Here is a 24,832-nt window from a genome sequence, read left to right on the forward strand (position 1 = left end):
GTGAGCGAGCCAACCGCCGGCCGGATACGATGTCGAACGTGGTTATGCGACAGCCCGTTTCATCAGAAGCGCGTCGCGTAATGCGCGAAGTTCGATCTTGTGACGTGCCGCCGCATGAAAAACGGTCAACACGATTGCCGACGCGGCGACAGCGAGATTGCGTGTTTTCAATCCGCAGTAAAGCCAGTTGCGCGTCAAGTAATAACGTGAAAAATCTGAGCGGCTGCCGCCCGTTGAAGAGCTGATCTTGTGCTGAAGATGAATGGTCGGCGTGTAATACATCTTGATTCCGGCCCTTTTCAGTTCGAGGCAGAAGATCGTGTCGTCGTAGTAGACGAAGAGCTCCTCCCACATCCGGATTCCCGATTCCTTTAACAGACGCGACCTGACGATGAGCGAGCAAGTTGGCGCGTAGTCAACCGGATACAAAAGATTTTTGGTCAGTCGATCGGGTTTGTTATGGCCGAAATGACGGCAGCCGCCTTTGAGGTAGCTCAGTTTGCCACCGGCATACCACGGTTTGCCGGGCGTGTCATAGTAAAAGCTCTTTGGCGCGAGCGCGTCGACGTGTGGATTGGCATTCAGAATATCCACTTGCTGCTGGAGGAAATCGGCGTTGACTTCAATGTCGTTATTCAGGAAGAGGACATGCGTGAAGCTCTCATCTGGAAGAAAGAAGTCCAGTCCCTGGTTGTTCGCCGTGGCCACACCCAGGTTCGATTTGTTGCGAATGAATGTGAACGGAACCTTTAGATCCGCGCGAATTGCCGCTTCGCACGCACGGTTGTCGACGTCGTTCTCGATACAGAGGACATGAAAATCCGTGAATCGTTGAGCGTTCATGCTCGCAATAAACCCTGCGATCACCGGGTCCGATTTGAAAAGCACGGTCACAATGCCAATTTTCATCACGAATTTCCTTGAAGAGTGAGGGCGCTTAGTTCAACAGCCCGCGACTGCGCATCTCGGCGACCGACTGGTCGTAGCCTGCATCAGAGATGGTTTGTTCCTCGACCCACTTGCAGAAATGCATCGCACCTTCTGCAAACGACACCTTCGGCTCGAAGTCGAGCTCTTTGCGAATCTTTTTCAAATCCGCATAGTTATGGCGGATGTCGCCGAGACGGAAATTGCCCGTGATGTTGAGCGCGCCGGTGGCGCCGTAGAAGCGCTTCAGCGTTTGCGCGACCTGAAGCACGCTCGTTGCCTTACCGGATCCGACGTTGTAGGCGACACCGGCTTTATTCGTCGCATCAAGCGCGAGCACAATGGATTCGACGATGTCGTCGATATAGACGAAGTCGCGGCTCTCGAGGCCGTCCTCGAAAATGTTGACGTCTTTGCCCTGAAGCAGCAGCGTGGAGAAGATGGAGAGAATGCCGGTGTACGGGTTACGCAGCGACTGGCCCGGTCCATACACGTTCTGAAAGCGGAGTGCGATCGCGCCGATATCGAGCGTCTCGCAGACAGTGAGAACCAGTTGTTCCTGAAACAGCTTCGTGATGCCGTAGACAGAGCTGGGATGCGTCTTGGAGGTCTCGTCGGTTGGGACCAGTTCGAGACGTTCGCCGGTTTCCGGGCAAAGGCAATCATACAGTCCGAGACGCATGTCAGAGGCTTTCCGCGTGCCCGGATATACGTAGCCCGCGTGGCCGCGATATTTGCCTTCGCCATAGATCGAACGGGACGACGCCACGATGAGCCGGCGGACGGTGCCATGCCCAGCGTCGCGCGCTTCGGCGAGTAAATCGAGCATTAGCGACGTGCCGCGGACGTTGGTCTCCACATAGTGGTCGATCTGGTACATGGATTGACCGGTCCCCGTTTCCGCAGCCAGGTGAATGACGGCTTCCTGACCCTCCAGTGCGGCTTGCCAGTCTTCACGGCGACGCACGTCGCCTTTGATGAAGCGCACGGATTCAGGCAACGACTTGAACAGCGGAGATTCATCCGGATTAGTCCCGTGAATCTGCGGAGAAAGGTTGTCCAGTACCGTAACAGTGTCGCCGAGGCGGTTAAGCGTACGCGCGAGTGCACTGCCGATAAAGCCGGCACCGCCGGTGATCAGGATATTCATGCGAGCTCGAAGATTGAGATAAAGGTCAAAAAAAGGGCTGCTTTTACTGTGAATCGCAGCGCTGAACCGGGGACGCGAGACACGGATTTGGCGACTGGCAAATCCGGAATGCGTGCAGGTCGAAAGTAACGCGTGCCTTCAATACGCTTGGGCGCCACCGAAGCCATGGATAAACGTTTTCAGAACGATCTTGAGATCGAGACCGAACGTCCAGTTCTCGATGTAATAGAGATCGAAGGCGATTCGTCCTTGCATCTTTTCGATCTTGTCGGTTTCGCCGCGATAGCCGTTGATTTGCGCCCAGCCCGTAATGCCAGGTTTGATCCTGTAGCGAAACATGTAGCCGTTCACGAGGTCTTTGTAGAGTTCGTCGTGCTGCAACGCATGCGGGCGCGGACCGACTACGGACATGTCGCCTTTGAGGACATTGATGAACTGCGGCAACTCGTCGAGACTGGTCTTGCGTAGCAGCGCGCCTATCGGCGTCACACGAGGATCGCGCCGTTTGGCCTGAGTCAACTGGCCGGCATCTTCGGAATGAACCACCATCGTCCGAAACTTGTAGATCTGAAATTCGTTGCCGTTCGCGCCCTTGCGCCATTGGCGGAAGAAAACCGGACCGGGCGAGGACAACTTCACGAGAATTCCGATGACGAGCATCAGCGGCAACAAACAGAGCAGCGCAAGAGCCGCGAAGGTGCGGTCGAAAATCTGTTTCGGTACAAAACGTGGATCTGCTGACGGCGACGCCAATAGATTGATTGCGGATAGCCCCACGACCTCGGAGACCGAGTGGTTGAAAAGGGAAATGTCACGCACGTTCGGAATGAAGCGGACGTTCACGAAGTCATGCCGGAATGCGTTCAATACGGCGTGTACCCGCGCTTCTTCCCGCAGCGGCAGAACGAGCCAGATTTCCTTGATGCTTCGGGTGCGCACCGTATCGGCAAGTCCGTCGAGAGAGGCGATCACCGGAAGTCCGCCGGCATACGTGGAGGCCTGCGGATCCTCGTCGAAGACACATTCCGGATAGAAGCCCGACTGGGCGTTCTTACGCAAGCGATCGATCAACGTAAGGCTGAGCGGATTCGCGCCGACGATGGCGACCGGTTGGACATTGATGCCGCGTCGCCATAGCTGTTTCGACAAGTGATATTGCGCGAGCCGCAAGGTGACGAGCAGCGCAAGCGACGTGACGAGCCACGTCCCGCACCAGAGCCGCGACAGGGTGTGTGCCTGATGTGTCGTGAAGACCAGTACGAGTCCCAGGACGAAGACGGCCACCCAGCCGATCGTAACAAGCGTCACCATCTCCAGCGGATTCCGTCCTCGCCAGGATTGATAGATACCCAACGTGGGGAATAGCAGTGCGGTCATCGCCGTATTGAAGGCGACGAGAAGCAGCGTGGAGTTACTCCACGCAGTGAAGTCTTCGAAACGGAATACATACGCAATCTCGGCGCCCGCCAATACGAGACACGCATCAAGCAGCGCGAAGAGAAATTCAGGTGCGCGAGTACCGGGATGAAACTCAAGCGGTTTGACTGATTGCATTTTCATTCCCCTAGCGATTTGTTTGCAGGCGCTAACCGGTTTTGCGTCGCATCATAACCACGAGGTTGGCGACGACAATTCCGATGACGGAAAACGGCAATGAATCGTCCGAATCGACTCAACGTGCTCATGCATGGCGTTTTGGCATCGGCCGGAAGCCGCGTGGCGCCTCGATCTCCGATTCAGTCGTATTGGGTAAAAAGTCCGGGGACCCAGCCTCGAAGTCGACCGGCGCCGCCCGGGACTTTCCGTATTTCGCCAAATGCATGCCGTTTTCGGTCAACGCGATTCGCCGCGTCGCAGCATCGGTAATATCCGATCCCGGTAAGACAAGCCGTCAAGAAAGCGACGGCAGACTGTGCGATGCGGTCTAACAACCGTAAAGCGCGACTGACATTCAAGGGCCCTCGAATAGTCCACGGGTCTTCGCTTTTGCAGTCGGTCATTTCGAAGTCTGCAGATCCATACTGCCCTAGCACACTGCCAATGAGAAATCGCTTTGCATTACTTATTCAACGCTTGTCCTTGTGTTCGGTGGTTGCACTTGGCGCTTGCGCATTTGCGCCAGGGATGAGTTTCGATCCCCATAAGCCGATCGATCCCGAGGATCCTTCTTCAGTGCCGGTGATCACGCCGATTACGTTCAAGCTGATCGAGCAGGAATCGTCAACTCGCAAGGCGGCCATTGCGGCAGACACCAGCTATGCATCGTTGATCGCGCCACCCGCACCCTATCGGATCGGAGCGCAGGACGTACTGTCCATCATCGTTTGGGATCACCCGGAACTGGTGATGCCTAACCTCAGTTACGCGATCGGCACGGACTCGGGCGCTTCTCCGGCTACGGTGGGTATGACGGCGCAGAGTCTGCCTGGTTTTGTCGTCAGCAAGGACGGATACGTCCAGTTTCCCTATGTCAGGAAGATCAAGGCCAGTGGACTGACGGAGCTGCAATTGCAGCAACAATTGATCGATCACCTGAAGCAGAACCTCAACGATCCGCAGGTGACGGTGCGCGTCATTGGATACCGCAGTCAGAAAGCCTATATCGACGGCGAAGTGCGCCAGCCGGGCGTCAAGCAGATCACCGATGTCCCGATGACGCTGGCCGAGATGCTGAATCAGGCAAACGGCGTCGCGGCAACCGGCGACCTGAGCAGAATCGAACTGACCCGCGGCGGCATCACGCATCGGATCAATCTTCCTGAAATGCTGAAGCGTGGGCTCAATCCGAAGGACATTGCGATCCGTGACCAGGACGCGATCCGGGTCCCGCCTTTAATCGAACATCGGGTCGTGGTCTCGGGCGAAGTCGTGAAGCCGGGGCCTGTCGTGTTCAAGACGAATGGTCACCTGACGCTAAGCGATGCGCTGGGCGACGCGGGTGGTGTCAGCCAGTTGACCGGCGATGCGGGTGAAATCTACGTGGTGCGCGCGAAATCGGACGATGGGCTTCCGAAGATATTCCATCTCGACAGCAAGTCGCCGACCGGAATGGTGCTTGCCGCCGGGTTTGAAATGAAGCCGGACGACGTCGTGTATGTAGACGCGCCAGGCGTGATCAGGTGGTACCGCGTCGTGACGCCTCTGGTGGGCAGTGCGACCGGTGCTTATTACCTGCAACGAACCGCATCGGGTAACTGAACATGGTCCAATCGGTTCTCGTGGTCTGTATCGGCAACATCTGCCGAAGTCCAATGGCGGTTGGCCTTTTGCGCGCACGGCTGCGCCATGTTCGGGTCGAGTCCGCGGGACTGGGCGCGCTCATCGGCCACCCTGCCGACCGGATTGCGCGTGAGTTGATGCGCGAGCGCGACATTGTGATCGACGATCACCGCGCCAGGCCGCTCTCGGCGTCTCTGTGTGCGCAGTCGGATGTGATCTTCGTGATGGACGCAAAACAGAAGCAGAGCGTGGTCGATCGTTATCCGACCACGCGTGGAAAGGTATTTCGGCTGGGAGAATTCATTGATCAGGATATTTTCGACCCTTACGGAGGCGAGCGTTCGGATTTTCAAGCGTGCCTCACCTTGATTGACCGCGCGATCGAAGACTGGGTCGAGCGACTCAAAATTGTGGCTTAACCGAGCGGGCGTTTTTCCGCTCGCTACCTTGGCACCTATTTGATGACGCAAACTAAATTGCCTCCCACGGGGGCACCCGATAGCGAAGAAGAACTGGACTTCGTGACGATCCTCGACGTGCTGATAGAAAGCCGTTGGCTGATCGGCATTGTGGTCGCCTTCTTCGTCGTGGCCGGCACGCTCTACGCGTTTCTGAGCAATCCGGTCTATGAGGCCGATCTGCTCATACAGGTCGAAGACAGCCCGGAAAGCTCGGCGGAAAAAGGCCTGCTGGGCGATGTTTCGTCGTTGTTCGACGTGAAGTCGACGGCTGCTGCAGAAAGTCAGATTCTGGCATCACGCCTTGTCGTTACGCGTGCGGTCGACAACCTCAAACTGTTTATCGACGCACAGCCGCGCTACTTTCCGTTGATCGGGAACTGGATAGCCCGCCGCAATCAGGAGCTTTCCACACCTGGCCTATTCGGCATCGGCGGCTACGCATGGGGAAACGAGCGTATCGACGTGGCGCAATTCGACGTACCGACATCGCTCGAGGACGACAAATTCCGCCTGACGGTGATCGACGCGACGCACTACCAGTTGACCGGCGACGATCTCCCTGAACCGTTTGTCGGTCAGGTTGGACGGGTCGAGTCAGTACCGTCGTGCTGTGGAAAGATTCTTCTCTGGGTGAAATCCATTCGAGGCAAGCCGGATACGCAGTTTGTCCTTAGACGCCACTCGAGAATGAAAAGTATCACCGACTTGCAAAACAACCTCGACGTTCAAGAGAAGGTGAAGCAATCGGGCGTGTTGATTGCCAGTCTGCTCGATACCGACCCGGTGCGCGTAGCGGCGGAGTTGAACGCGGTGGGCGATCAGTACATTCGGCAGAACGTCGAACGAAAGTCTGCTGAAGCGGCGCAGTCTCTGGAGTTTCTGAACTCGCAATTGCCGGTGATCAAGCGGCGTCTCGACGAAGCCCAGCAACGCTATACGGCGGCACGCAACAAACTCGGCAGCGTGGACCTGACTGAGGAAGCGAAGGTGGTATTGCAGCAGTCCGTCGACGCGAAGACCAAGCTGCTCGAACTCGAGGAGCAACGCCAGGGACTCGCGGCACGATTCAATGGACACCATCCGGCTATCCGCACGATCGACTCGCAGATTGCGACGTTGCGTCAATACAGCGACGCGGCAACCTCCAGAATCAAGCAACTGCCCGACGTGCAGCAGCAGATTGTTCAGTTGCAACTCGACGTTCAGGTCAATACTGATCTCTACACGTCCTTGCTGAACAACTTTCAGCAATTGCAGCTCGTCAAGGCGGGCAAGACGGGGAATGTGCGGCTTGTCGACACGGCAGCGATTCCTGAGAAGCCGGTCAAGCCGAAAAAGTTGATCGTCCTTGCTGGATCGCTGGTCGTCGGCCTGTTTGCGGGCGCGGTGCTTGCCTTTGTGCGCAACATGCTGTTCCGCGGCATCAGCGATCCGACCGAGTTGGAGCGCCGCACGGGGCTTCATGTGTACGCGACGATCCCGTTGAGTAAGCGTCAACAGGAGCTAAGCAAGACGTCGAGCGCAAAGAAAGCGGGTACACACGTTCTCGCCGCCGATTCGCCTAGCGATCCGGCTATCGAAAGCTTACGTAGTCTGAGAACTGCGTTGCAGTTTGCCATGGTCAACGCGCGAAACAACGTCGTACTGTTGACCGGGTCGGCGCCGGCCGTGGGTAAGTCGTTCGTGTCGGCGAATTTTGCGGCGGTGCTGGCGGCGGGAGGCAAAAGAGTGCTGCTGATCGATGGTGACTTGCGCAAAGGGCATTTGCATCAGTCGTTCGGATTTGAACGCGGTGGCGGATTTTCAGAGCTGGTGTCGGGTCTCTCGACATTCGAGCAGGTCGTGCGGCGCGATCTGATTCCGCGACTGGACTTTGTTTCGACTGGGACACTGCCGCGAAATCCCGCAGAGTTGTTGCTAGGTGACCGTGTGGCGTCTTGTATCCAGGACCTGTCGAAGATGTACGACATCGTGCTGATTGACACGGCGCCTGCACTCGCAGCCGCCGATGCCGGAATTCTCGCGCCGAACGCAGGCACTGTGTTCCTGGTCGCCCGGGCGGCGGTGACGAAAGCGGGCGAGATCGGAGAGTCGGTCAAGCGGCTCGCCCAAAACGGCGTTGAGGCAAACGGCGTACTCTTTAACGGGCTGAATCTGTCGCACGCGCGGTATGGTTACGGCTCCAAATATGGTTCATATCGCTATGCAGCCTATGAATACGGTGGCGAGACGCGTAGCTAACGTCAACGCGTACAGTGCATGAGACCCAAAGACTGAAGGTCGCCGCGCCCGGATATCTCTGAGCAGGGCGATTCAGGTCAACCGTTCTAACTCTTTCTGGCGTGGACGTGAGCGATGAAGATAAACGATCGTGCGGTAGAAATCACAGGCGCGGTAACGGTCTCGAACCGTCTGCCGTTCGTATTGTTCGGCGGCATCAACGTTCTCGAAGACCTCGATTCGACACTGTACGCGTGCCGCCACTATGTCGAGACGACGGCGAAGTTGAACATTCCATTCGTCTTCAAGGCTTCGTTCGACAAGGCGAATCGTTCGTCGATCCATTCTTATCGTGGGGTCGGAATGGATGAAGGTTTGAGTATCTTTGCAGCGGTCAAACGTGAGTTCGGCATGCCGGTCATTGCCGATGTACACGAGGTCGAGCAGGCCGCGCGTGTCGCGGAGGTCGTCGATGTGCTCCAGGTGCCGGCATTTCTCGCGCGGCAGACGGACCTCGTCGTAGCTATTGCGAAAACGGGCCGCGTAATCAACATCAAGAAGCCGCAATTCATGAGCCCGACGCAGGTCGCTCACATTGTCGGCAAGTGCCGTGAAGTTGGTAACGACAGCGTCATTCTGTGCGAGCGCGGCAGTTCGTTCGGCTACGACAATCTGGTGGTCGATATGCTTGGCTTCCGGCAGATGATCGAAGCGTCGGATGGCGCGCCGGTGATCTTTGACGTGACGCATAGCCTGCAATATCGCGATCCGGGCGGCGCCGCTTCAGGCGGCCGGCGCCGCCAGGTCGTCGAGCTTGCACGTGCGGGTCTGGCGGTCGGTCTGGGCGGTCTCTTTCTGGAAGCACATCCCGATCCCGATCACGCGCGTTGTGATGGTCCGAGCGCGCTTCCGCTTGCCGTGCTCGAACCGTTTCTCCGGCAAATGAAGGACCTTGACGATCTGGTCAAGAGCTTCCCGGCGCTGGATATTCAATGAGCGGGCCACGAAAGTATCGGGGAAAAATCCGCCTTGTTCTATTCGATGTGGACGGCGTGCTGACGGACGGCTCGTTGCATTTCAATGGCGAAGGTGAACACCTCAAGTCTTTCAGCGTACGCGACGGCGTGGCGATCGGACTGCTGCGTGAATACGGAATTGCGACGGGCGTATTGTCCGGTCGATCGAGTGCGCCGCTTACACGCCGGGCGAAAGAGCTCGGTTTTAACCTGGTGGTGACCGGCAGCCACGACAAGTTGTCCGCGTACGAGGCGATCAAGCTGGAGCGGGGCTTGCAGGACGAGGAGATCGTCTACGTCGGCGACGACGTGATCGATTTGCCGGTGATGTTGCGCGCCGGCCGCGCGTTCGCCCCAGGCGATGCACACGTGCTTGTATTGCGGCACGCGGATCATGTCACGCGCGCGCGTGGCGGCCACGGCGTCGCCCGTGAAGTCGCAGAGAACGTGTTGTTGGCCGACGGGATGACGCTCGACGAGATGTATCAATCGTTTTTGACCGGGGAGGTGCGCAGTGCGATCGTCCAGTAGCCTTGCTTCGATCCACGTGGTGATTCCAGCTCGTTTTGGTTCGACTCGCTTGCCCGGCAAGCCACTGATCGATCTGGCCGGCGCGCCGATGATCGTGCGGGTGTATGGATCTGTTCGAGCGGCATTGCCCGAGACGGTGGATATCGTGGTGGCCACAGACGACGAGCGGATTGTCGACAGTCTGGAGGCGTACCGGATTCCGGTCCGGATGACCGACCCCGAACATCAGTCCGGAACTGATCGGTGCGCGCAAGTTGCGCGTGAATCGGGCTGGAATCCAGATGATCTCGTCGTTAATGTGCAGGGTGATGAACCGCTCGTTCCACAGCCGTTGCTTGCGTCGTTCGTGCAATTCTGCGCGAATGCGCAGACTCTCGACATGGCGACTGTTGCGGTCCCTTTGACCCAAGTGTCCCATTTGACTGATCCAAACGTCGTCAAACTCGTGGTCGGCGCCCACGGGCAGGCAATCGTGTTTTCACGTTCGGCGATTCCGTTTTGCCGCGATCTTCCCCAAGGCGAGTGGCCGTTGACCGCGTACTTGCGTCATATCGGTATCTACGCCTATCGGTGCTCCGCGCTCTACCGATTGACGGAGACCCCTTCATGCGAACTCGAAGAACTCGAGAAGCTGGAACAGATGCGCGCGATCTGGCTGGGTATGCCGATTCGCGTATTCGAATGGCCTGAAGCTCCGCCGCCGGGTGTCGATACGAACGAGGATGTGGCGCGAGTAAGGGAAATACTGTTTGTGAACGCTTCGGGGAGATCATGACGGCTCACGATTACATCTCGTCGGCGAAACGCGTTTTCGCTTTGGAGTCCAGTGCCGTTGCCGCGCTCGCGTCGGCCCTGGACGACGACTATACGCAGGCGATAGCGCGTATTCTCGAAACGCGCGGCCGTGTGATCGTGTGCGGCATGGGTAAGTCTGGAATCATCGGCAAGAAGATCGCGGCAACTTTCGCGAGCACCGGCACGCCGGCGTTTTTCATGCATCCCGGCGAGGCGTACCACGGTGATCTCGGAATGGTCACCAGTGACGACGTGTTTCTCGCCATTTCAAATTCGGGTGAAACTCACGAGGTTGTGCAGTTGCTCCCATTTCTGCGAAACAATCACAACTTCGTGATCGCAATGACGGGCAATCGTGAGTCGACGCTTGCTCGCGCGGGGCATTGCCATCTGGATATCGGTGTCGAGAAAGAAGCCTGTCCGCTTCAACTGGCGCCGACCGCTTCGACGACTGCGGCGCTAGCAATGGGCGATGCCCTCGCCGTGACGTTAATGGAGGCGCGCGATTTCAAGCCGGAGGGATTCGCGCGTTTTCACCCTGGAGGATCGCTTGGACGGCGATTGCTGAGCACCGTGGGTGACGAGATGGTGCGCGACAAGCTTCCGTTCGTCGGACCCGATGCGAAGGTCATGGAGATCGTCAGCGAGATGACGCGCGGCAGTCTTGGGATTGCAATCGTTCGCGACGAAACGGGTTGGGGCCTGATTACCGACGGTGACGTTCGCCGCTTGATCGAACTCCACGGACCCCATGCATTCGAAAAATGCGCGCGAGACTTCATGTCGAGAGAGCCCACGATGGTGTCACCCGCCACGCGCGTGCAGGATGCGTTGGCATTGCTCGACGAACGGCGGATTACTTCGCTACTGGTATTGGAACAACAGCACATTGTCGGTGTTTTCAAGAAGTAAAGGTGCATGCTTGGTGCGTTTCGCACAGTGGCTAGCGTCATTTCAGACAAATCTATGGCACCGGTAGCCAGCGATCGTTGTCAACAGCACGCTGTGAGTAATATCGGCGGTGAGAATAGGTGACACGCCAGCGCTGGCCGCGGAAACAGGAACATGCACCCGTACACAAACCGCACAAGAGCTAAAGGAGCATTCTCCGAGAGCGCCGCATCATCTTCCATGGATTCGGAAGTGAAGATTGCGATAGTCGTATTCACCGGGTTCTCTATCAAAGAGGTCGACGCGCTGGCGGATATCTTCAATGGCGCTCACGACGACGGTATCGGGGAGGAAAGGTCGCCGTCGCCTGGCCTGATATTCAAGGTGTCGTTTCTGTCGATTGGAGGCGGCTATGTGGATGACTCGCTTTCAATCCGGATCTGGACAGAGGCGATCGAACCGCGGTTATCGGAGAAATTCGACGGTGTGTTCGTAGTCGGCGCGGAGTGCAGGGTGGGTGCGGCTGAAGATCCTGATGTGTTGCGCGTGGTGTCGACCTTGGTGGCGCGAGCCGATATCGTCGTGTGGGATAGCGATAGCTCATTGCATCGATTCGTGATGGCTTCGCCGAGTACCGCGCGGCGCGGACGACAGTTGAGCAGCGCTCGCACGCGCTCGAGACTGGCGTTGTCTATGACAGAAGCCGGGGTATCGTTTGTTGCGGCGTTGGCGGCGACCAGCACGCATGAGCGAAAACAGATCGAATCGCAGATTCTGCTTTATCTCACTTCGTCGCGTAATGCTGTGAGAAAACACGCAAGTCCTCGGGCGTCGACTAGTAGTCCCGATGCGCAAACCGTCGGCGCGTCATCGATGGAATGGACGACACCGATCAGAGCGGGGGCAAATTGGCTGCGAGAGAACTATATGCACCCGATCTCGATTGCGCACGCAGCCGAGGTCGCGAATATGAGCGAGCGAACTTTTTTGCGTCGTTTCAGGGCGGAGGTGTCGATCACGCCCTCGGAGTATTTGCTCGAGATTCGATTGGGTGTCGTACGCAGCCTGCTCCAGCGAACCAGTTTGCCGATCGATACGATCGCGCGACGTTGCGGAATGGGAAGTGGCGAGCGGCTTGCAAAAATATTCAGACGTCGACTCTCTCTCACGCCGAGCGAGTTTCGTGATGCGAATCGGCAGGGATTGAATTCGGCGACTGACGCGATCGATCCGAATGAGTCAGTGTGAGCGATCCACGCGGGTAACTGGCGAATGTCTGAATGCGCCAACGATATGGCCGATAGAAAAATAGTCGCGCCTTTACGATTCACAGTGTAAGAGCCGTCATCTAAGAGAACTTCAAATGATCTTCGTCACGGGTGGCGCCGGTTTTATCGGCGCAAATTTCGTCATCGACTGGCTTGCCCAACACGATGAGCCGATACTCAATATCGACAAGTTGACGTATGCCGGCAATTACGGCACGTTGCGAGCGCTGCACGACGATCCTCGTCACGTGTTCGTGTGCCGCGATATCGGCGATCGCGCAGCCATGAGCGCGATCTTTGAAGAATATCGACCGCGTGCCGTGGTGCACTTTGCAGCGGAGAGTCACGTCGATCGCTCGATCGACCGTCCGCGCGAGTTTATCGATGCAAATGTGACGGGCACCGGTGAACTGCTCGATGTCGCGCGGCTGTATTGGGAGCGGCTGAACGGTACGGACCGTAATGTGTTTCGCTTCCTGCATGTGTCGACAGATGAAGTGTACGGTTCGCTGTCGGCCCACGATGCCGCATTCACGGAAACGACACCGTACGCGCCGAACAGTCCCTATGCGGCATCGAAAGCGAGTTCGGACCATATCGTCCGCGCATACCACCACACCTATGGATTGCCTACGCTGACCACGAACTGTTCGAACAACTACGGGCCTTATCAGTTTCCGGAGAAACTGATTCCGTTGATGATCCAACGTGCACTAAGCGGCGGCGCACTGCCGGTATACGGCGACGGCGGCAATGTGCGTGACTGGCTGTATGTCGGCGACCATTGTGAGGCGATTCGCACGGTGCTCGCCCGTGGCATACCGGGGGAGACATATAACATCGGCGGGGATAACGAAAAAGCCAACGTCGAAGTCGTTCATTTCATCTGCGATCTTCTCGACGGGATAAAACCGCGCGAGAGTGGCAGTTATCGCGAGCAGATCGCTTTCGTCTCGGACCGCAAGGGACACGATCGGCGTTACGCGATCAATGCAACGAAGCTGCGTCGCGAACTCGGCTGGGTGCCGCGCGAGACGTTTGAGAGCGGGTTGTCGACGACGGTGCAGTGGTACGTCGAAAACGATGCGTGGCTCGAGGAAATCCGCTCTGGCGCCTATCGGCGCTGGAACCCCGAAAGCGTACTGAAGAGAGCTTGAACGATGGACTCGAACCGTAAGGGCATTATTCTCGCCGGCGGGTCTGGTACGCGGCTGTACCCGATCACGCGCGTTATCTCCAAGCAGATGCTGCCGATCTACGACAAGCCGATGATTTACTATCCGCTGTCCACGCTGATGATGTCGGGCATTCGCGAGGTTCTGCTGATCTCGACGCCGGACGACACGCCGCGCTTCGCGGCGATGTTCGGCGACGGCAGTCAGTGGGGTATGCAGATCACGTACGCAGTACAGCCGTCACCGGACGGGCTCGCTCAGGCATTCATACTCGGCCGCGAGTTTATCGGTGGGAAACCGTCCGCGCTGATTCTGGGCGACAACATTTTCTATGGCGCGGACTTGGGTGCGCATCTCGGCAATGCGCATTTGAGAACCAAAGGCGCGACCGTCTTCGGATATCACGTGCACGACCCGCAACGCTACGGCGTGGTGGAGATCAACGCTCGGGGCAAGGTTCTGAGTATCGAGGAAAAGCCCCAGAAGCCGCGTTCCAATTTTGCCGTTACAGGTCTCTATTTCTATGACGGCGACGTCTGCGACATTGCTGCGAATATCGAGCCGTCCGCACGCGGCGAGCTGGAAATCACTGACGTGAATCGGCACTACCTGGAGCGCGAAGCGCTTCATCTGGAAACGCTGGGCAGAGGCTTTGCCTGGTTCGATACCGGCACGCACGAATCGCTGATCAATGCGGCGACATTTATCGCGACGCTACAACAGAGACAGGGCTTGCTGGTTGCAAGTCCGGAGGAAGTCGCATTCCGGCGTGGCTGGATCGATGCCGAGCAACTGGCCCGTCTTGCGGCGCCTTTGCAGAAGACTGACTACGGCCGATATCTGTCATCTCTCATTCCGGCTATCCACACATGACCATTCAAGTTCGACATACTGCAATTCCTGACGTGAAGGTCATCGAGCCTCAAGTGTTTGGAGATTCACGCGGTGCTTTCCTCGAGACGTTCAATCAGGTTGAGTTCGAAGAAAAAGTGGCGCGCGGCTATACGTTCGTGCAAGACAATCATTCGATTTCAGCGCAAGGCGTTCTGCGAGGCCTGCATTACCAGATCCAGCATCCACAAGGCAAGCTGGTTCGGGTGGTAGTGGGTGAGGTATTCGACGTCGCCGTCGATCTGCGGCGCTGGTCATCCACGTTCGGGCGGTGGGTCGGCGTACGGCTGTCCGCTTCGAATCGACGGCAGCTATGGATTCCGCCGGGCTTTGCACACGGGTTCGTCGTATTGTCGGACGTTGCTGAGTTCCTTTATAAAGCGACTGCATTCTGGCATCCGGAACACGAACGTACGTTGCGTTGGGACGATCCGGACATCGCCGTCGAATGGGAACTGAACGGTGTTCCGTTCGTTTCGTCGAAAGATGCCGCCGGTAGCCGCTTTAACGAGGCTGAGGTTTATTGATGAGAATCGCGATCACAGGCGTGCAAGGACAACTCGGCTGGGAGCTCGCGCGCTCGCTTTCGCCGCTGGGTGAGGTAGTTCGTTGGGATCGCGAAGTCGCGGATCTCAGCAAGCCGGCGCTGCTTGACGGGTTGATGAGGTTTTACCGCCCGGACGTCGTTGTCAACGCCGCGGCCTATACGGCGGTTGATAAGGCGGAAGACGATTGCGTGACGGCACGGCTCGTCAATACCGAATCTGTCGACGTAATGGCCCGCGCGGCAAAAAGTGCGGGCGCATTGTTTGTTCATTTCTCGACGGATTACGTATTTGACGGAAAGTCGGCGGAGCCTTACACGGAAGATAGCGAGACCGCGCCGCTGAATGTGTACGGTGCGACCAAGCGCGATGGGGAACTCGCAATCATCGCGTCCGAATGCGATCATCTGATCTTCCGCACCTCCTGGGTCTACGCGACGCGCGGGGCAAACTTCATGCTGACGATGCTTCGGCTCGCCGCAGAACGTGAAGCGCTCAAGATCGTCGATGATCAGCTCGGCACACCGACGCCCGCAAGAATGCTTGCCAACGTTACTGCCCACGCTATTTCACAAGCGATGCGCGAGCGCCAGGAAGCACGCTTTCAAAGCGGACTTTTTCATTTGACCTCGCGAGGCGTGACCAGTTGGCACGGCTATGCTTCTGCGATCATCGACTATGCGCGCAATCTCGCACCGTCGGGCCGGGTACGCGTCACGCACATCGAGGCTGTACCGAGCGAGGCGTTTCCGACACGTGCGGCACGTCCGCGCAATTCGGCTCTTAACAACGACCGCTTCGACGAGCGATTCGGCCTCGTGCGACCCCATTGGTGGGATGCGCTTGCTCAGACGCTAGACGAGCGATTCGAGCGCACCGCTTGAAGTTTCCAGAGTTCTCAGGGCTCTGGAAAGAGACCGTGGATTTACCGCCGGCGTGCGTTAGGACGCACTGCGCGAACCTTGTTTGCTGATTCGATACTCCGTCGGCGTGGTAAGCAGGTGCTTGCGAAACAGCTTGGCGAGCCGTCCACCGCTGCCAATGCCGCACCGACGCGCGATCTTGTCCACGGGCAAGCTGGTTTTGGCGAGAAGGCGGCAGCTCATGTCGAGTCGCACATAGAGCAGGTATTCCGACGGCGTCACACCCATTTCGCTCTTGAAGCGCCGCAGGAAATTCCGTTCGCTCATCGCCGCGATCTGTGCGGCATCGTCGATGGATATCGGGCGAGCGCCATTGGCCTCGAGCCATTGCGCGGACGCCTGGATCTTGTCGCTGATATGCGATGCCGTTTTGCTACGCAGGATGGCACTGAACTGCGTTTCGCCCTGAGGCGCAACCCAGTCGGCGACTTGCCGCGCGACCTCGGGGCCAAGATCGTCGCCAACGATGCGCAACGCGGTTCGCAGCGGGCTGGGCGAGTCGACGAGAGGTCGCGATGGGAATGCGCTCCGTGCGTAACTGTCGTTCTCAATGCGAGCGCCGTAGGCGTTCGAGAAACCCGCCGCTTCGAGCATCAGGCGTCCCTCCGCGATTGCATGGACCATGCCGCTTCTCGGAAACGCCTGCTGAAGCCACACGATCAGACGATCGTCACGGAACGCGTTCGTTGCGCCGGTGCCGCCGGCAATGAAAAGCGCGCGGAAGTTATCGTCGTGCCCGCGCGATTCGACACTGTCGGTCCACACGAACACCGAGGAAGAACTGGCAATACGCCCGCCGGATGCCGACAACAGCGAGACCTCATAGCGCGTTCGACGGGGCTCGCCGGTGTCACTCAGGGCATTCGCCGACTGGAATATCTCGATGATGGAAGCCACATCGGGCAGTGCGAATCCATTGAACAATGCAATGCCGATATGGATGGCGCCGGTGCTCTGCGGCAAAGCGGGTGCTTGAAGTGCATTCTTATGCTTCACGTTGCAAAGAAACTCCATCGTACTTTCCCGGAAATGAGTGACTTGCCGGCCGTCTCTAAGCCGCTCTTAATTGTTTGATCGAATGCTACATAACGTTGTTGCACTGCATTAACGACTGGCCGAATTTGCCAAGGTGTTGGCAAGAATTGGCAAGTCATGAGCTGTTTCGGGAGAAATGGATTTATCCGCTGGATAGGAGGCGGGTTTAATTTGAAATGTGGGTAAGTTTTGAGAGGGAATGAAATGCGGCTCTATTGAACGGGCTGCAATGGAGTATCGAGCAAAGAACCAGGATGCCTTCATCCTTGGAGGGAATTTGAATATCGAGTGTGGGCCTGATAGGGCGTGCGATTATCGAAAAAGTTAACTTGCCGTCGATATATAGTGATCCTATGTGACGGTATGAGATAGTGTGAACGTAACGGTCAATGCCCCCGCTTTGTCGTACTCGAAGAGTCGAGACTTCACTTTAAGAACATCGTCGAATCCCAGTTCATCGACCTTCATGACTACGTTGTCGCCAACAAGGGGAAGATGACATGCGAAACCTTTTCCAGTAGTACGGTACGTACCAAAACCACCCGTGTACTCGTACACGTAAATCACTTTGTCATCCATGCGCGCTCCGTTAGGGAGGTTTCGTATGAATCAAGGACGCGGATGCATGTGCCTCGCGAGAAGCCTGGCGCATAGCGGCACACGTGACTCCACCCTGATATGAAGGGGGAAAAAAAACCTGCCGCCCGAAGGAGCGGCAGGCTGGAAAAATCGAGGGGTTGGGGGTTGACCAGGAGAGGCGCCCCTCGAAAGGCCGAGGCCAAGTGTATTCGTTCGAAGCGGACTCAAGACGCGAGCGGCGGATTGCGTCACGCTGTTGACTGAACATGACATGGAAGGCGCTCAACGCGGCATGTTCTTTCAAGTGCCGCTGGGTTGTGTCCTACGCTTCGACTTGACTTGCGTAGTCGGTTTCGATCAGAACGCCTGGATCGAACTCGCGCCGTTGATCCGGTAGCGGTGCTTTGGGATTCTGCAGTGCCACGTGGTTGCGCGTTCGATAGTCCGTTGGCGTGGTCTCCAGATATTTCCTGAACAGCTTCGACAACTGTCCGCCACTGCCGATACCGCAGTGGCGCGCGATCTTGTCGACAGGCAGGCGCGATTCAATCAGCATCCGGCAACTCATATTCAGGCGCGCGCGAAGCAGATAGTCCGAGGGCGTCATGCCGATCTCGCTCTTGAAGCGGCGCAGGAAGTTGCGCTCGCTCATCGCTGCGACCTGGGCCGCGTCGTCGATCGAGATGGGCCGGGCGACGTTCGCTTCCAGCCAGCGCGCCGACGCGAGAATCTTCTCACTGATCTGAGGCGTCACGTCAAGCGTGACCGACGAGCCGAAGGGCGTCTTGGGTTGCGGCGCGATCGACTCGGCAACCCGCCGCGCAAGATCGGCACCGAGATCCTCTTCGACGATACGCAGCGCTGTCGATACGGCGCCTGGCGCTTCCGTCAACCGCGCCCGATGCAACCCGGGTGCTTCGTTGTCTCCGTAGAGAAGCGGGCAGTACCGGCTGGGCAGCCCGGCGGCCTGAAGCAGCAGTTGGCCTTCCGCGATCGGATGCACGATCTCGCTGAACGGATGCCTGCGGCGAAGCCACTCGCTCAATCGCTCGTCGCGGCATGCCTGCTGCACGCCGGCGCCGCCTGCGATGAACAACAGGTGCGGCTCATTGGTGCCCCGATGCGACTGGACGTCGTCGGTCCAGACAAAGACCGATGATGAACTGGCGATGCGTCCGCCCGCGGCGGAAAGCAGCGAGACGTCGTAACGTGCGCGGCCGGATCGCGGTGCGGCGACCAGCGAATTAGCCCGCTGAAAAATCTCGATCAGTGCGGCGACCGTAGGCAATGCGAATCCGTTGAACAGCGCGATGTCGATGCGAGTCAGATCGTTCGTTTGCATCGGCACGGCACTGTGCCGCGAACTGCGCGGCAGAGTATGTACCAAATCCATTTATTTTCCCCCGGAAATATGTGGTCTACAGAGACTTCTCCCCAAGACTCCGTCTTTTTTCTTATTAGATCATGCTATACGTGTAATTCTCTTGGCAGTATTTCATGGCTGAATTAACCAACACATTGGCTGTTGCGGAGTTGAGTGGAAAGATGGCGAGCAGCCTTGCTGAGCGCCTGATTCGTTCCGTAACGGGTAAGATTGAGAAATGATTATCGCGGTTCGCAACAGACAGGGGCGGCATGCAAAGTGCATCCATTTATCGATTTATCTCGTCGATATGATAATTCTGCTCTATAAAAGTGCATAGTCTATTAGCGGCGAAATATTTTTTTGGTGAATGCATGTCGGGTTGATCAAAGGTGGTGCATTTGCGGCGCCGCGGGTGTCGCAACCGAGCGCCACGGCCGATGTCGGGAATACCTGTGTCTCGGGTAGGTTGTCAGGCGGCTCCAACCATGTGCTCGTTTCGGACTTAAGTTTTCCAATTAACGCCGCAAAACGGTGCGGCGCGGCGGAAGAGGTAGAATTTCGCCCGACGCTCAGGATGCGCGAAGTACAAGTGCGTGCTCACATGCACCGCGGTTCACCTGAGTCGCAGAGCGGCCGTCTTGTCCCGCCTCCTCGGGCACAGCGGACGCTTGAACTCCGTGATGCGCCATGTTCAGTCAGGTCACCGCTGGCATCGTCCCGTGCGGGGGGCAGTGATTAAACTTTTTTGGCAAACGATTGCGCATGAGGCTAAATAAGCTCGTTATGCGACCGTTAACGGGTTCATGCAGAAACAAGATATTCAGACCATCGTATCCGCAGCTCGCGAAACGGCTGATTCGATCGTCGGTGCGCGCGAATGGAAGACGGCGGAAGATGCGAGCGCAATGCACGACGTGATCTTCTGGGACATGGTTGCGAAGCGCTTGCCCGACACGAACCTCGCCGATCTGCTGTCAATGTTGGACTAGACGGTTTAGTCGACCCTGTTCATCTTGCCGCGCAGCATGCCGGCACACCTGCAATGGCGAGCGCGTTCAACGTCCGTCAATCGACGTCCCAGGCTTCAACACGGCTACTGATCCCCAAACCCGAGCAGGGAAAAGATCTTGACGACTGTTCCTTGCTTCGGTTGGCGCTTGCCCTGTTGTTGTATAAAGACTTGCATCGCGCGTGTCATCTCTTGAACCGAAAGCTTGCGATAGGCGCAGATGTTGTAGGTGACGCCGTGCTGCGAGTCTTTGATGAAGTTGTCTACGGTCGGTAGCTGCATGCTTGCCTCGAAAGCGTCACGCGGTTTTCCCACTGGAACGGTACTCGTCTTCGACCCACGGGTTACGACAGCAGCCGCCGTCGCGGATGAAGCTGGAGCCGCATGCAGCGGCCTGATCCTCCCGGCTCACGAGCGGCTATTGCCTGAATTTGAAGCGGTCCACAAAAAAAAGAGCCTGCCGCCCGAGGGAGCGGCAGGCTGAAAGATCGAGGGGTGGGGTTCGCTTGAGAGAAGCGCCCCCTCGAAAGACCGAAGCCAAGTCTAGTCGCTGGAAGGAGGCTACGGACGCGCGCGGCGGATGAGGTCACGTTCTTGACGGAACAGGACATGAAAAAGGGCTCACGCAGGCAGAAGGACACGCCGCTGAACGCGACCGCGCAGATCCGCACCGACGGCACCATCGGCGCTGCAGCCCTCCCCACCACCCAACATTCCCATTGCCAACACACCAGACGCGACTTTTTTCATGAATCGCGGTGGACGCGTTAATGTACCAGCGCCGCGAGGCCGCGTATCTGGTGTCCCAGATACTCGCGTGCCATGGCGCAAAAGGTACTTCTACCCACCGCGTTAATTTATTCATGGATTCTTTATGCTTATCAAAGACGTAGCCGTCAGCTTGCCCTCCAGGATCGTGACGAACGAGGAAGTGATCGATATGATTCGATTCCATTCCAGGGACTACGAGGGTGATATCGACCGGGGGATGCGCACCATCAAGACCTTGCTCGACAGAAGCGGACTGGTCAACCGGCGCTGGTGTGAAAGCCACGAGTCGCCTATCGATCATGTCGCCATGGCGACGCGCAAGGCGCTATCGGAAACGTATCTGAAGCCGGAACACATCGAGCTGTTTATTTATGTCGGTATCGGACGAGGCTTCCTCGAGCCCGGCAACAGCCACATGATGGCCAGCACGCTCGGCTTCGTGAACGCCGAGTGTTTCGATGTGGTCGACGCATGCATGAGCTGGACCCGGGCCATGGCGATCATCGACAGCCTTTTCAAGTCGGGTCAGTACAGAAACGCTATGATTGTGAATGCCGAGTTCAATATGCTTGCGGGCGGCCCACTCTATCCGGGGAATTTCGCGTTGAAGAGCCAGGCTCAAATCGAATATACGTTGCCGTCGTTCACGATTGGCGAGGCGGCGACCGCGACGTTGCTCGTCGCCAAAGAGCCGGATAATTTCACCTTCGCGTTTCGCGCGAAGCCGGCAGTGTCGGACCTGTGCACTATTCCAATTCCCGGCTATGAAGGGTATTGCCATCCGACCGAGCGGATCGGCAAGAACGGCGATATGCGTTTCACGTCATTCGGCCATGAGCTTCACAAAAATTCGGACGAGTTGTCCGCGGTATTGACTAAACTGCCAGTTCCCAAGAAGGACATCGACATCGTCTTCACCCATGCATCCTCCAAGGCGGCGTGGCAGGGTTATGGTGCCAAGGTAGGGATCGACGACAAGATGTATCACATCTATCCGGAGACGGGAAATCTCGTTTCGGCGTCGATTCCGGCTGCCATTTCACTGGCAAAAGACGGCGGGCGGTTGAAGAGAGGCGACAGAGTGCTGTGCTGGGTCGGCAGCGCCGGCATGTCGTTCAACGTCAGCAGCTTCAAATTCTGAGGCTGGGCAAGTCAAGATAAAGCACGACATGAGAGCCATTTCAGGGAGCATCCGTTATCTCAACCGACTGGTTTATGAATCGGCCAAGGTGTCGGACTACAGCGTGCTGGCTGTTGGCGTAATCGGTGCGATCGGGCATCCGCTGTACTGGCTGTGGTGGACGTACATCGATCCTCAACCCAACGAAAGCCTGCCGATGCGCGCTATCGGTACGGCGGCCTGTACGCTGCTGCTATTGCACCGTTTCTGGCCTGCTTCGGTCGCGCGCTTCCTGCCGTGGTATTACTTCGTAACGGTAGCCTATTCGCTACCGTTCTTTTTCACTTACTACCTGATTGCCGGTCACTATTCGATGCTCTGGTCGATGGCCGAGCTCGGCATGGTGTTTTTCCTGATCGCCATTTTTCCGTCGGTCGTTGCGTTAGCACTCAATCTGATGCTGGGTATTGGTTTTGCCATCCTGTGCGCCAGGATCGTCATTCCGCAATCCCTGCACGTGGACGGGCAACTATTTCTCTACACGTATCTGCCGGTTTTTACGTTCGGTATTTTCGCCGGCCTTACGTTCAGTTACAGCAATCTGAAAGGCATCGTCGCGCAGGCAAAAAATGTGGCGTTCCGTGCGCTCGCCGGTTCGATCGCTCATGAAATGCGCAATCCTCTCAGCCAGTTGAGGCACGTGCTGGATCGCATGGAAGAGGCGCTGCCCGCGGTGACGGATGCCAGCCCGACGCCGGCCATGTCGCACGACAGGGCGGCATTGCTTTACCGGCACCTTGCCCATGGCCAATTGTCGATCGATCGGGGGCTGCGCATCATCGCGATGACACTCGATGAAGTCAGCGCGAAACCCATCCGCGCGGATCATTTCACCTATCTGAGCGCGGCGGCCACCACGCGTAAAGCGCTGGACGAATACGGCTTCGGCGATCAGAAGGAGCGCGCCAAAGTCCGGCTCGTGGTGCTGGACGACTTCATCTTCAAGGTGGACGAAACCGTCTATCTGTTCACGCTGTTCAATCTGATCAAGAACGCGCTGCATCACATTGCGGCGCATCCATTGGCGACACTCACGCTGACGATCGACCGCCAGACGGTGCTGGTTCATGACACCGGCCCGGGCATCGCGCCCGACCTCCTGCCTCATCTTTTCGAGCCTTTCCGCACCGCGGGCAATTCGGCGGGTACGGGGCTCGGCCTTGCCTATTGCCAGCGCGCAATGCGCGCATTCGGCGGCACGATTGCCTGCCGCTCGGAGGTCGGCAAATTTACGCAGTTCACGCTGCAATTCCCTGCGGTCTCCAGCCGCGAAGTGGCCGAGCATGAGCAGAAGGTTTTCGAGCGCGCCACGCCATTTTTTGCCGGCAAACGCATTCTCGTCGTGGACGACGATGCCGCTCAGCGGACGCGAAGCCGCCGCGCGTTGTCGAAGGTCGGGGCGCAGGTGAGCGAGGCGGAAAACGGCGAGGCGGCATTGAGGGTGCTTCAACAGTCGGCGCCGCACGACCTCGTGCTGATTGACATCAATATGCCGCTCATGGACGGCTACACCACGGCCGAGAAGATTCGCGCCGACCATCAACACCCAAACTGGAATGTTCTGATCGCCGCCCTTACGGCCGAGCCGGGCAATGTGACGCGGGTGCTCGCCCGCCGCGCCGGCATGGACGATCTGATCAGCAAATCCGCCAGCGCGGTGGAACTGATCGCGACGCTTCAAAAGCTTTTCGAAAGCGGCGATCGGCATGTTCAGAGCCACCCGTTCGACGGTTTCGCCGGCAAAACGATTCTGGTCGCGGACGACGACACCTATAGCAGGCGGATTGCCAAAGGTTATCTGGAGCGATGCGGCGCGCGCGTCGTCGAGGCCGAACATGGGCCGGACGTGCTGGCGAGGCTGGAGGAGAACGACGCCGTCGATGCCATCGTGATGGACATGAACATGCCGGGCATGGGCGGCGTGGAAACGACCGCGTCGATCCGTGCTCGTGCCGACGCGTATGCCCGGCTTCCCATCGTTGCATTGACCGGCCAGTCCGATATGAAAGCCGTGCAGGCATGCCTGGCCGCAGGCATGAACGAGGTCATGGTCAAGCCCGTGCAGATCGGCGCGCTCTATGCGTCTCTTGCAAGACAGTTTGCCCAGCAACGTGCGTCGCAAGGGCCGGGCAAACCAGAACCGGCACAGACGCCCGCCGTGCAAGCCGCCAGGCCGGCGCCGATCAGGGAAGGCTCGCTGCTCGACGAGAAACACCTCGAAGAACTGGTGGCGCTCGATTTGCTGGACCAGACGTTCCTCAACGGCATCGAACAGATTCGCTCGACTGTGGCGCAGCTTGCCGCCAGCGTGGCGGCCCGCGACCTCGAATCGACGCACGGCGCCTTGCACGTGCTGCTCGGCATCAGCGGCAACATCGGCGCAAAGGCGCTGCATCAGTTCGTGCGGCAGATCTATCCGCGCGTGGTGGACGGCGAATGGCCCGCGGAAGCCGACTGGCTGGCGCAAATCTGCTCGCTGAGCGATCATTCGGCCCCCGCGTTGCGGACCTACTTCACTTCAGCCAAAGCGCGCGGCGAGAACGGGGACTCAATGGGCGACTAATGGGCGTTAAGCGCCGTTCGGCGACGGCGGCGCTTATCCGCCTCGCGACGTGCCGGAGAATCGCGCTTCATAAGCCTTTGCTATCGGGCAAGCACGAAGCCGCCTTGGCGTGATTCGCAGGGGCGATCTACCGTTATGTCCATATCGGTGCGACAGCGATCGCGAGCCATGGCTCGACCTTCTCTGCGGGCGGATGGACGCAATCCAAGGTGCCGCGGTGCTGTCGTGCTCCGCATTGAACATGCGTTACCGGGAGCGCATGCGCGAGCCTGCGATTCGTGTTCCTCGACATTCCCTTGTCCGTGGCGATTGCGAGC

The 24,832-nt window shown here is 57.8% G+C and carries 24 protein-coding genes; 17 read left to right on the forward strand and 7 right to left on the reverse strand.

The window, feature by feature from the left end; genetic code table 11:
• Positions 1–42 precede the first annotated feature (42 nt).
• From B0G71_RS34370 to B0G71_RS34380, 3 genes are all read right to left on the reverse strand, one after another.
• The gene (locus B0G71_RS34370) at positions 43–909 is read right to left on the reverse strand and encodes a glycosyltransferase family 2 protein (RefSeq protein WP_116147552.1); all 867 of its coding nucleotides are present in this window, start codon (positions 907–909) and stop codon (positions 43–45) included.
• A gap of 28 nt (positions 910–937) precedes the next feature.
• Complete coding sequence (locus B0G71_RS34375; protein ID WP_116147554.1) at positions 938–2,077, reverse strand: NAD-dependent epimerase/dehydratase family protein; 1,140 nt, start codon at positions 2,075–2,077, stop codon at positions 938–940.
• A gap of 138 nt (positions 2,078–2,215) precedes the next feature.
• Entirely contained in the window at positions 2,216–3,631 is a 1,416-nt protein-coding gene (locus B0G71_RS34380) for an undecaprenyl-phosphate glucose phosphotransferase (protein WP_116149128.1), read from the reverse strand.
• Between the two features lie 83 nt (positions 3,632–3,714).
• Here B0G71_RS34380 and B0G71_RS34385 point away from each other — a divergent pair, with 83 nt between their 5' ends.
• The 13 genes from B0G71_RS34385 to rfbD all read left to right on the forward strand — a co-directional run bounded on the left by B0G71_RS34385 (position 3,715) and on the right by rfbD (position 15,973).
• Positions 3,715–4,005 (forward strand): hypothetical protein, encoded by a 291-nt coding sequence (locus B0G71_RS34385; protein ID WP_116147556.1) that lies wholly within the window; start codon positions 3,715–3,717, stop codon positions 4,003–4,005.
• A gap of 58 nt (positions 4,006–4,063) precedes the next feature.
• Entirely contained in the window at positions 4,064–5,275 is a 1,212-nt protein-coding gene (locus tag B0G71_RS34390; protein ID WP_258875719.1) for a polysaccharide biosynthesis/export family protein, read from the forward strand.
• A gap of 2 nt (positions 5,276–5,277) precedes the next feature.
• The gene (locus tag B0G71_RS34395; protein ID WP_116147559.1) at positions 5,278–5,715 is read left to right on the forward strand and encodes a low molecular weight protein-tyrosine-phosphatase; all 438 of its coding nucleotides are present in this window, start codon (positions 5,278–5,280) and stop codon (positions 5,713–5,715) included.
• A 42-nt stretch (positions 5,716–5,757) separates the two neighbouring features.
• Positions 5,758–7,998, forward strand: coding sequence for a polysaccharide biosynthesis tyrosine autokinase (locus B0G71_RS34400; RefSeq protein WP_116147560.1), 2,241 nt, complete (start codon positions 5,758–5,760; stop codon positions 7,996–7,998).
• A 114-nt stretch (positions 7,999–8,112) separates the two neighbouring features.
• The gene (gene kdsA / locus B0G71_RS34405) at positions 8,113–8,973 is read left to right on the forward strand and encodes a 3-deoxy-8-phosphooctulonate synthase (protein ID WP_116147561.1); all 861 of its coding nucleotides are present in this window, start codon (positions 8,113–8,115) and stop codon (positions 8,971–8,973) included.
• Positions 8,970–9,524: an HAD family hydrolase gene (locus B0G71_RS34410; protein ID WP_116147562.1), complete on the forward strand. Its 555-nt coding sequence runs from the start codon at positions 8,970–8,972 to the stop codon at positions 9,522–9,524. Before kdsA ends, B0G71_RS34410 begins: the two co-directional genes overlap by 4 nt.
• Positions 9,508–10,299 carry a 3-deoxy-manno-octulosonate cytidylyltransferase gene (gene kdsB / locus B0G71_RS34415; RefSeq protein WP_116147563.1) on the forward strand — a complete coding sequence of 264 codons (792 nt, stop codon included), beginning with the start codon at positions 9,508–9,510 and terminating at the stop codon, positions 10,297–10,299. Before B0G71_RS34410 ends, kdsB begins: the two co-directional genes overlap by 17 nt.
• Complete coding sequence (locus B0G71_RS34420; protein WP_116147564.1) at positions 10,296–11,231, forward strand: SIS domain-containing protein; 936 nt, start codon at positions 10,296–10,298, stop codon at positions 11,229–11,231. Before kdsB ends, B0G71_RS34420 begins: the two co-directional genes overlap by 4 nt.
• A gap of 231 nt (positions 11,232–11,462) precedes the next feature.
• Positions 11,463–12,458: a helix-turn-helix domain-containing protein gene (locus B0G71_RS34425; RefSeq protein ID WP_181916869.1), complete on the forward strand. Its 996-nt coding sequence runs from the start codon at positions 11,463–11,465 to the stop codon at positions 12,456–12,458.
• A 115-nt stretch (positions 12,459–12,573) separates the two neighbouring features.
• Positions 12,574–13,635, forward strand: coding sequence for a dTDP-glucose 4,6-dehydratase (gene rfbB, locus B0G71_RS34430; protein ID WP_116147566.1), 1,062 nt, complete (start codon positions 12,574–12,576; stop codon positions 13,633–13,635).
• 3 nt (positions 13,636–13,638) lie between these two features.
• Entirely contained in the window at positions 13,639–14,526 is an 888-nt protein-coding gene (gene rfbA / locus B0G71_RS34435; RefSeq protein ID WP_116147567.1) for a glucose-1-phosphate thymidylyltransferase RfbA, read from the forward strand.
• Entirely contained in the window at positions 14,523–15,071 is a 549-nt protein-coding gene (rfbC, locus tag B0G71_RS34440) for a dTDP-4-dehydrorhamnose 3,5-epimerase (RefSeq protein ID WP_012428088.1), read from the forward strand. Before rfbA ends, rfbC begins: the two co-directional genes overlap by 4 nt.
• Positions 15,071–15,973, forward strand: a complete 903-nt coding sequence (gene rfbD, locus B0G71_RS34445) for a dTDP-4-dehydrorhamnose reductase (protein WP_116147568.1) — start codon at positions 15,071–15,073, stop codon at positions 15,971–15,973. The genes rfbC and rfbD overlap by 1 nt, the downstream gene beginning before the upstream one ends.
• Positions 15,974–16,030: 57 nt before the next feature.
• Here the strand turns inward: rfbD and B0G71_RS34450 are convergent, their stop codons facing one another.
• The 3 genes from B0G71_RS34450 to B0G71_RS34460 all read right to left on the reverse strand — a co-directional run bounded on the left by B0G71_RS34450 (position 16,031) and on the right by B0G71_RS34460 (position 19,019).
• Positions 16,031–17,026 carry a GlxA family transcriptional regulator gene (locus B0G71_RS34450; protein WP_116122172.1) on the reverse strand — a complete coding sequence of 332 codons (996 nt, stop codon included), beginning with the start codon at positions 17,024–17,026 and terminating at the stop codon, positions 16,031–16,033.
• 372 nt (positions 17,027–17,398) lie between these two features.
• Positions 17,399–17,626, reverse strand: coding sequence for a hypothetical protein (locus B0G71_RS34455; RefSeq protein WP_116147569.1), 228 nt, complete (start codon positions 17,624–17,626; stop codon positions 17,399–17,401).
• Between the two features lie 322 nt (positions 17,627–17,948).
• Positions 17,949–19,019: a GlxA family transcriptional regulator gene (locus B0G71_RS34460; protein ID WP_116147570.1), complete on the reverse strand. Its 1,071-nt coding sequence runs from the start codon at positions 19,017–19,019 to the stop codon at positions 17,949–17,951.
• Between the two features lie 776 nt (positions 19,020–19,795).
• Between B0G71_RS34460 and B0G71_RS34465 the strand changes: the two genes are divergently transcribed.
• Complete coding sequence (locus B0G71_RS34465; RefSeq protein WP_106283145.1) at positions 19,796–19,981, forward strand: hypothetical protein; 186 nt, start codon at positions 19,796–19,798, stop codon at positions 19,979–19,981.
• A 104-nt stretch (positions 19,982–20,085) separates the two neighbouring features.
• On the opposite strand, the gene B0G71_RS34470 is transcribed toward B0G71_RS34465, so the two are convergent.
• A complete protein-coding gene (locus tag B0G71_RS34470; RefSeq protein WP_116147571.1) occupies positions 20,086–20,283 on the reverse strand; it encodes a hypothetical protein in 198 nt (65 codons plus the stop codon).
• A gap of 327 nt (positions 20,284–20,610) precedes the next feature.
• Here B0G71_RS34470 and B0G71_RS41570 point away from each other — a divergent pair, with 327 nt between their 5' ends.
• The 3 genes from B0G71_RS41570 (at position 20,611) to B0G71_RS34480 (ending at position 24,515) form a co-directional block, all read left to right on the forward strand.
• On the forward strand, positions 20,611–20,772 hold the full coding sequence (locus tag B0G71_RS41570) for a hypothetical protein (protein ID WP_181916870.1): 162 nt from the start codon (positions 20,611–20,613) through the stop codon (positions 20,770–20,772).
• A 103-nt stretch (positions 20,773–20,875) separates the two neighbouring features.
• Complete coding sequence (locus B0G71_RS34475) at positions 20,876–21,913, forward strand: 3-oxoacyl-[acyl-carrier-protein] synthase III C-terminal domain-containing protein (protein WP_106283147.1); 1,038 nt, start codon at positions 20,876–20,878, stop codon at positions 21,911–21,913.
• Positions 21,914–21,941: 28 nt separating this feature from the next.
• Positions 21,942–24,515: a hybrid sensor histidine kinase/response regulator gene (locus tag B0G71_RS34480; RefSeq protein ID WP_116147572.1), complete on the forward strand. Its 2,574-nt coding sequence runs from the start codon at positions 21,942–21,944 to the stop codon at positions 24,513–24,515.
• Positions 24,516–24,832 lie beyond the last annotated feature (317 nt).

It is taken from the genome of Paraburkholderia sp. BL27I4N3 (genome assembly GCF_003386115.1).
Taxonomy (GTDB): domain Bacteria; phylum Pseudomonadota; class Gammaproteobacteria; order Burkholderiales; family Burkholderiaceae; genus Paraburkholderia.

Coding starts and splice junctions, on each gene's coding strand:
- B0G71_RS34395 (WP_116147559.1), top strand. CDS start 5,278: ATGGTCCAATCGGTTCTCGTGGTCTGTATCGGCAACATCTGCCGAAGT.
- rfbC (WP_012428088.1), top strand. CDS start 14,523: ATGACCATTCAAGTTCGACATACTGCAATTCCTGACGTGAAGGTCATC.
- B0G71_RS34370 (WP_116147552.1), bottom strand. CDS start 909: ATGAAAATTGGCATTGTGACCGTGCTTTTCAAATCGGACCCGGTGATC.
- B0G71_RS34450 (WP_116122172.1), bottom strand. CDS start 17,026: ATGGAGTTTCTTTGCAACGTGAAGCATAAGAATGCACTTCAAGCACCC.
- rfbB (WP_116147566.1), top strand. CDS start 12,574: ATGATCTTCGTCACGGGTGGCGCCGGTTTTATCGGCGCAAATTTCGTC.
- B0G71_RS34465 (WP_106283145.1), top strand. CDS start 19,796: ATGCAGAAACAAGATATTCAGACCATCGTATCCGCAGCTCGCGAAACG.
- B0G71_RS41570 (WP_181916870.1), top strand. CDS start 20,611: ATGAAAAAGGGCTCACGCAGGCAGAAGGACACGCCGCTGAACGCGACC.
- B0G71_RS34385 (WP_116147556.1), top strand. CDS start 3,715: ATGACGGAAAACGGCAATGAATCGTCCGAATCGACTCAACGTGCTCAT.
- B0G71_RS34375 (WP_116147554.1), bottom strand. CDS start 2,077: ATGAATATCCTGATCACCGGCGGTGCCGGCTTTATCGGCAGTGCACTC.
- rfbA (WP_116147567.1), top strand. CDS start 13,639: ATGGACTCGAACCGTAAGGGCATTATTCTCGCCGGCGGGTCTGGTACG.
- B0G71_RS34455 (WP_116147569.1), bottom strand. CDS start 17,626: ATGGATGACAAAGTGATTTACGTGTACGAGTACACGGGTGGTTTTGGT.
- B0G71_RS34400 (WP_116147560.1), top strand. CDS start 5,758: ATGACGCAAACTAAATTGCCTCCCACGGGGGCACCCGATAGCGAAGAA.
- B0G71_RS34410 (WP_116147562.1), top strand. CDS start 8,970: ATGAGCGGGCCACGAAAGTATCGGGGAAAAATCCGCCTTGTTCTATTC.
- rfbD (WP_116147568.1), top strand. CDS start 15,071: ATGAGAATCGCGATCACAGGCGTGCAAGGACAACTCGGCTGGGAGCTC.
- B0G71_RS34470 (WP_116147571.1), bottom strand. CDS start 20,283: ATGCAGCTACCGACCGTAGACAACTTCATCAAAGACTCGCAGCACGGC.
- B0G71_RS34480 (WP_116147572.1), top strand. CDS start 21,942: ATGAGAGCCATTTCAGGGAGCATCCGTTATCTCAACCGACTGGTTTAT.
- kdsA (WP_116147561.1), top strand. CDS start 8,113: ATGAAGATAAACGATCGTGCGGTAGAAATCACAGGCGCGGTAACGGTC.
- B0G71_RS34475 (WP_106283147.1), top strand. CDS start 20,876: ATGCTTATCAAAGACGTAGCCGTCAGCTTGCCCTCCAGGATCGTGACG.
- B0G71_RS34380 (WP_116149128.1), bottom strand. CDS start 3,631: ATGCAATCAGTCAAACCGCTTGAGTTTCATCCCGGTACTCGCGCACCT.
- B0G71_RS34420 (WP_116147564.1), top strand. CDS start 10,296: ATGACGGCTCACGATTACATCTCGTCGGCGAAACGCGTTTTCGCTTTG.
- B0G71_RS34460 (WP_116147570.1), bottom strand. CDS start 19,019: ATGGATTTGGTACATACTCTGCCGCGCAGTTCGCGGCACAGTGCCGTG.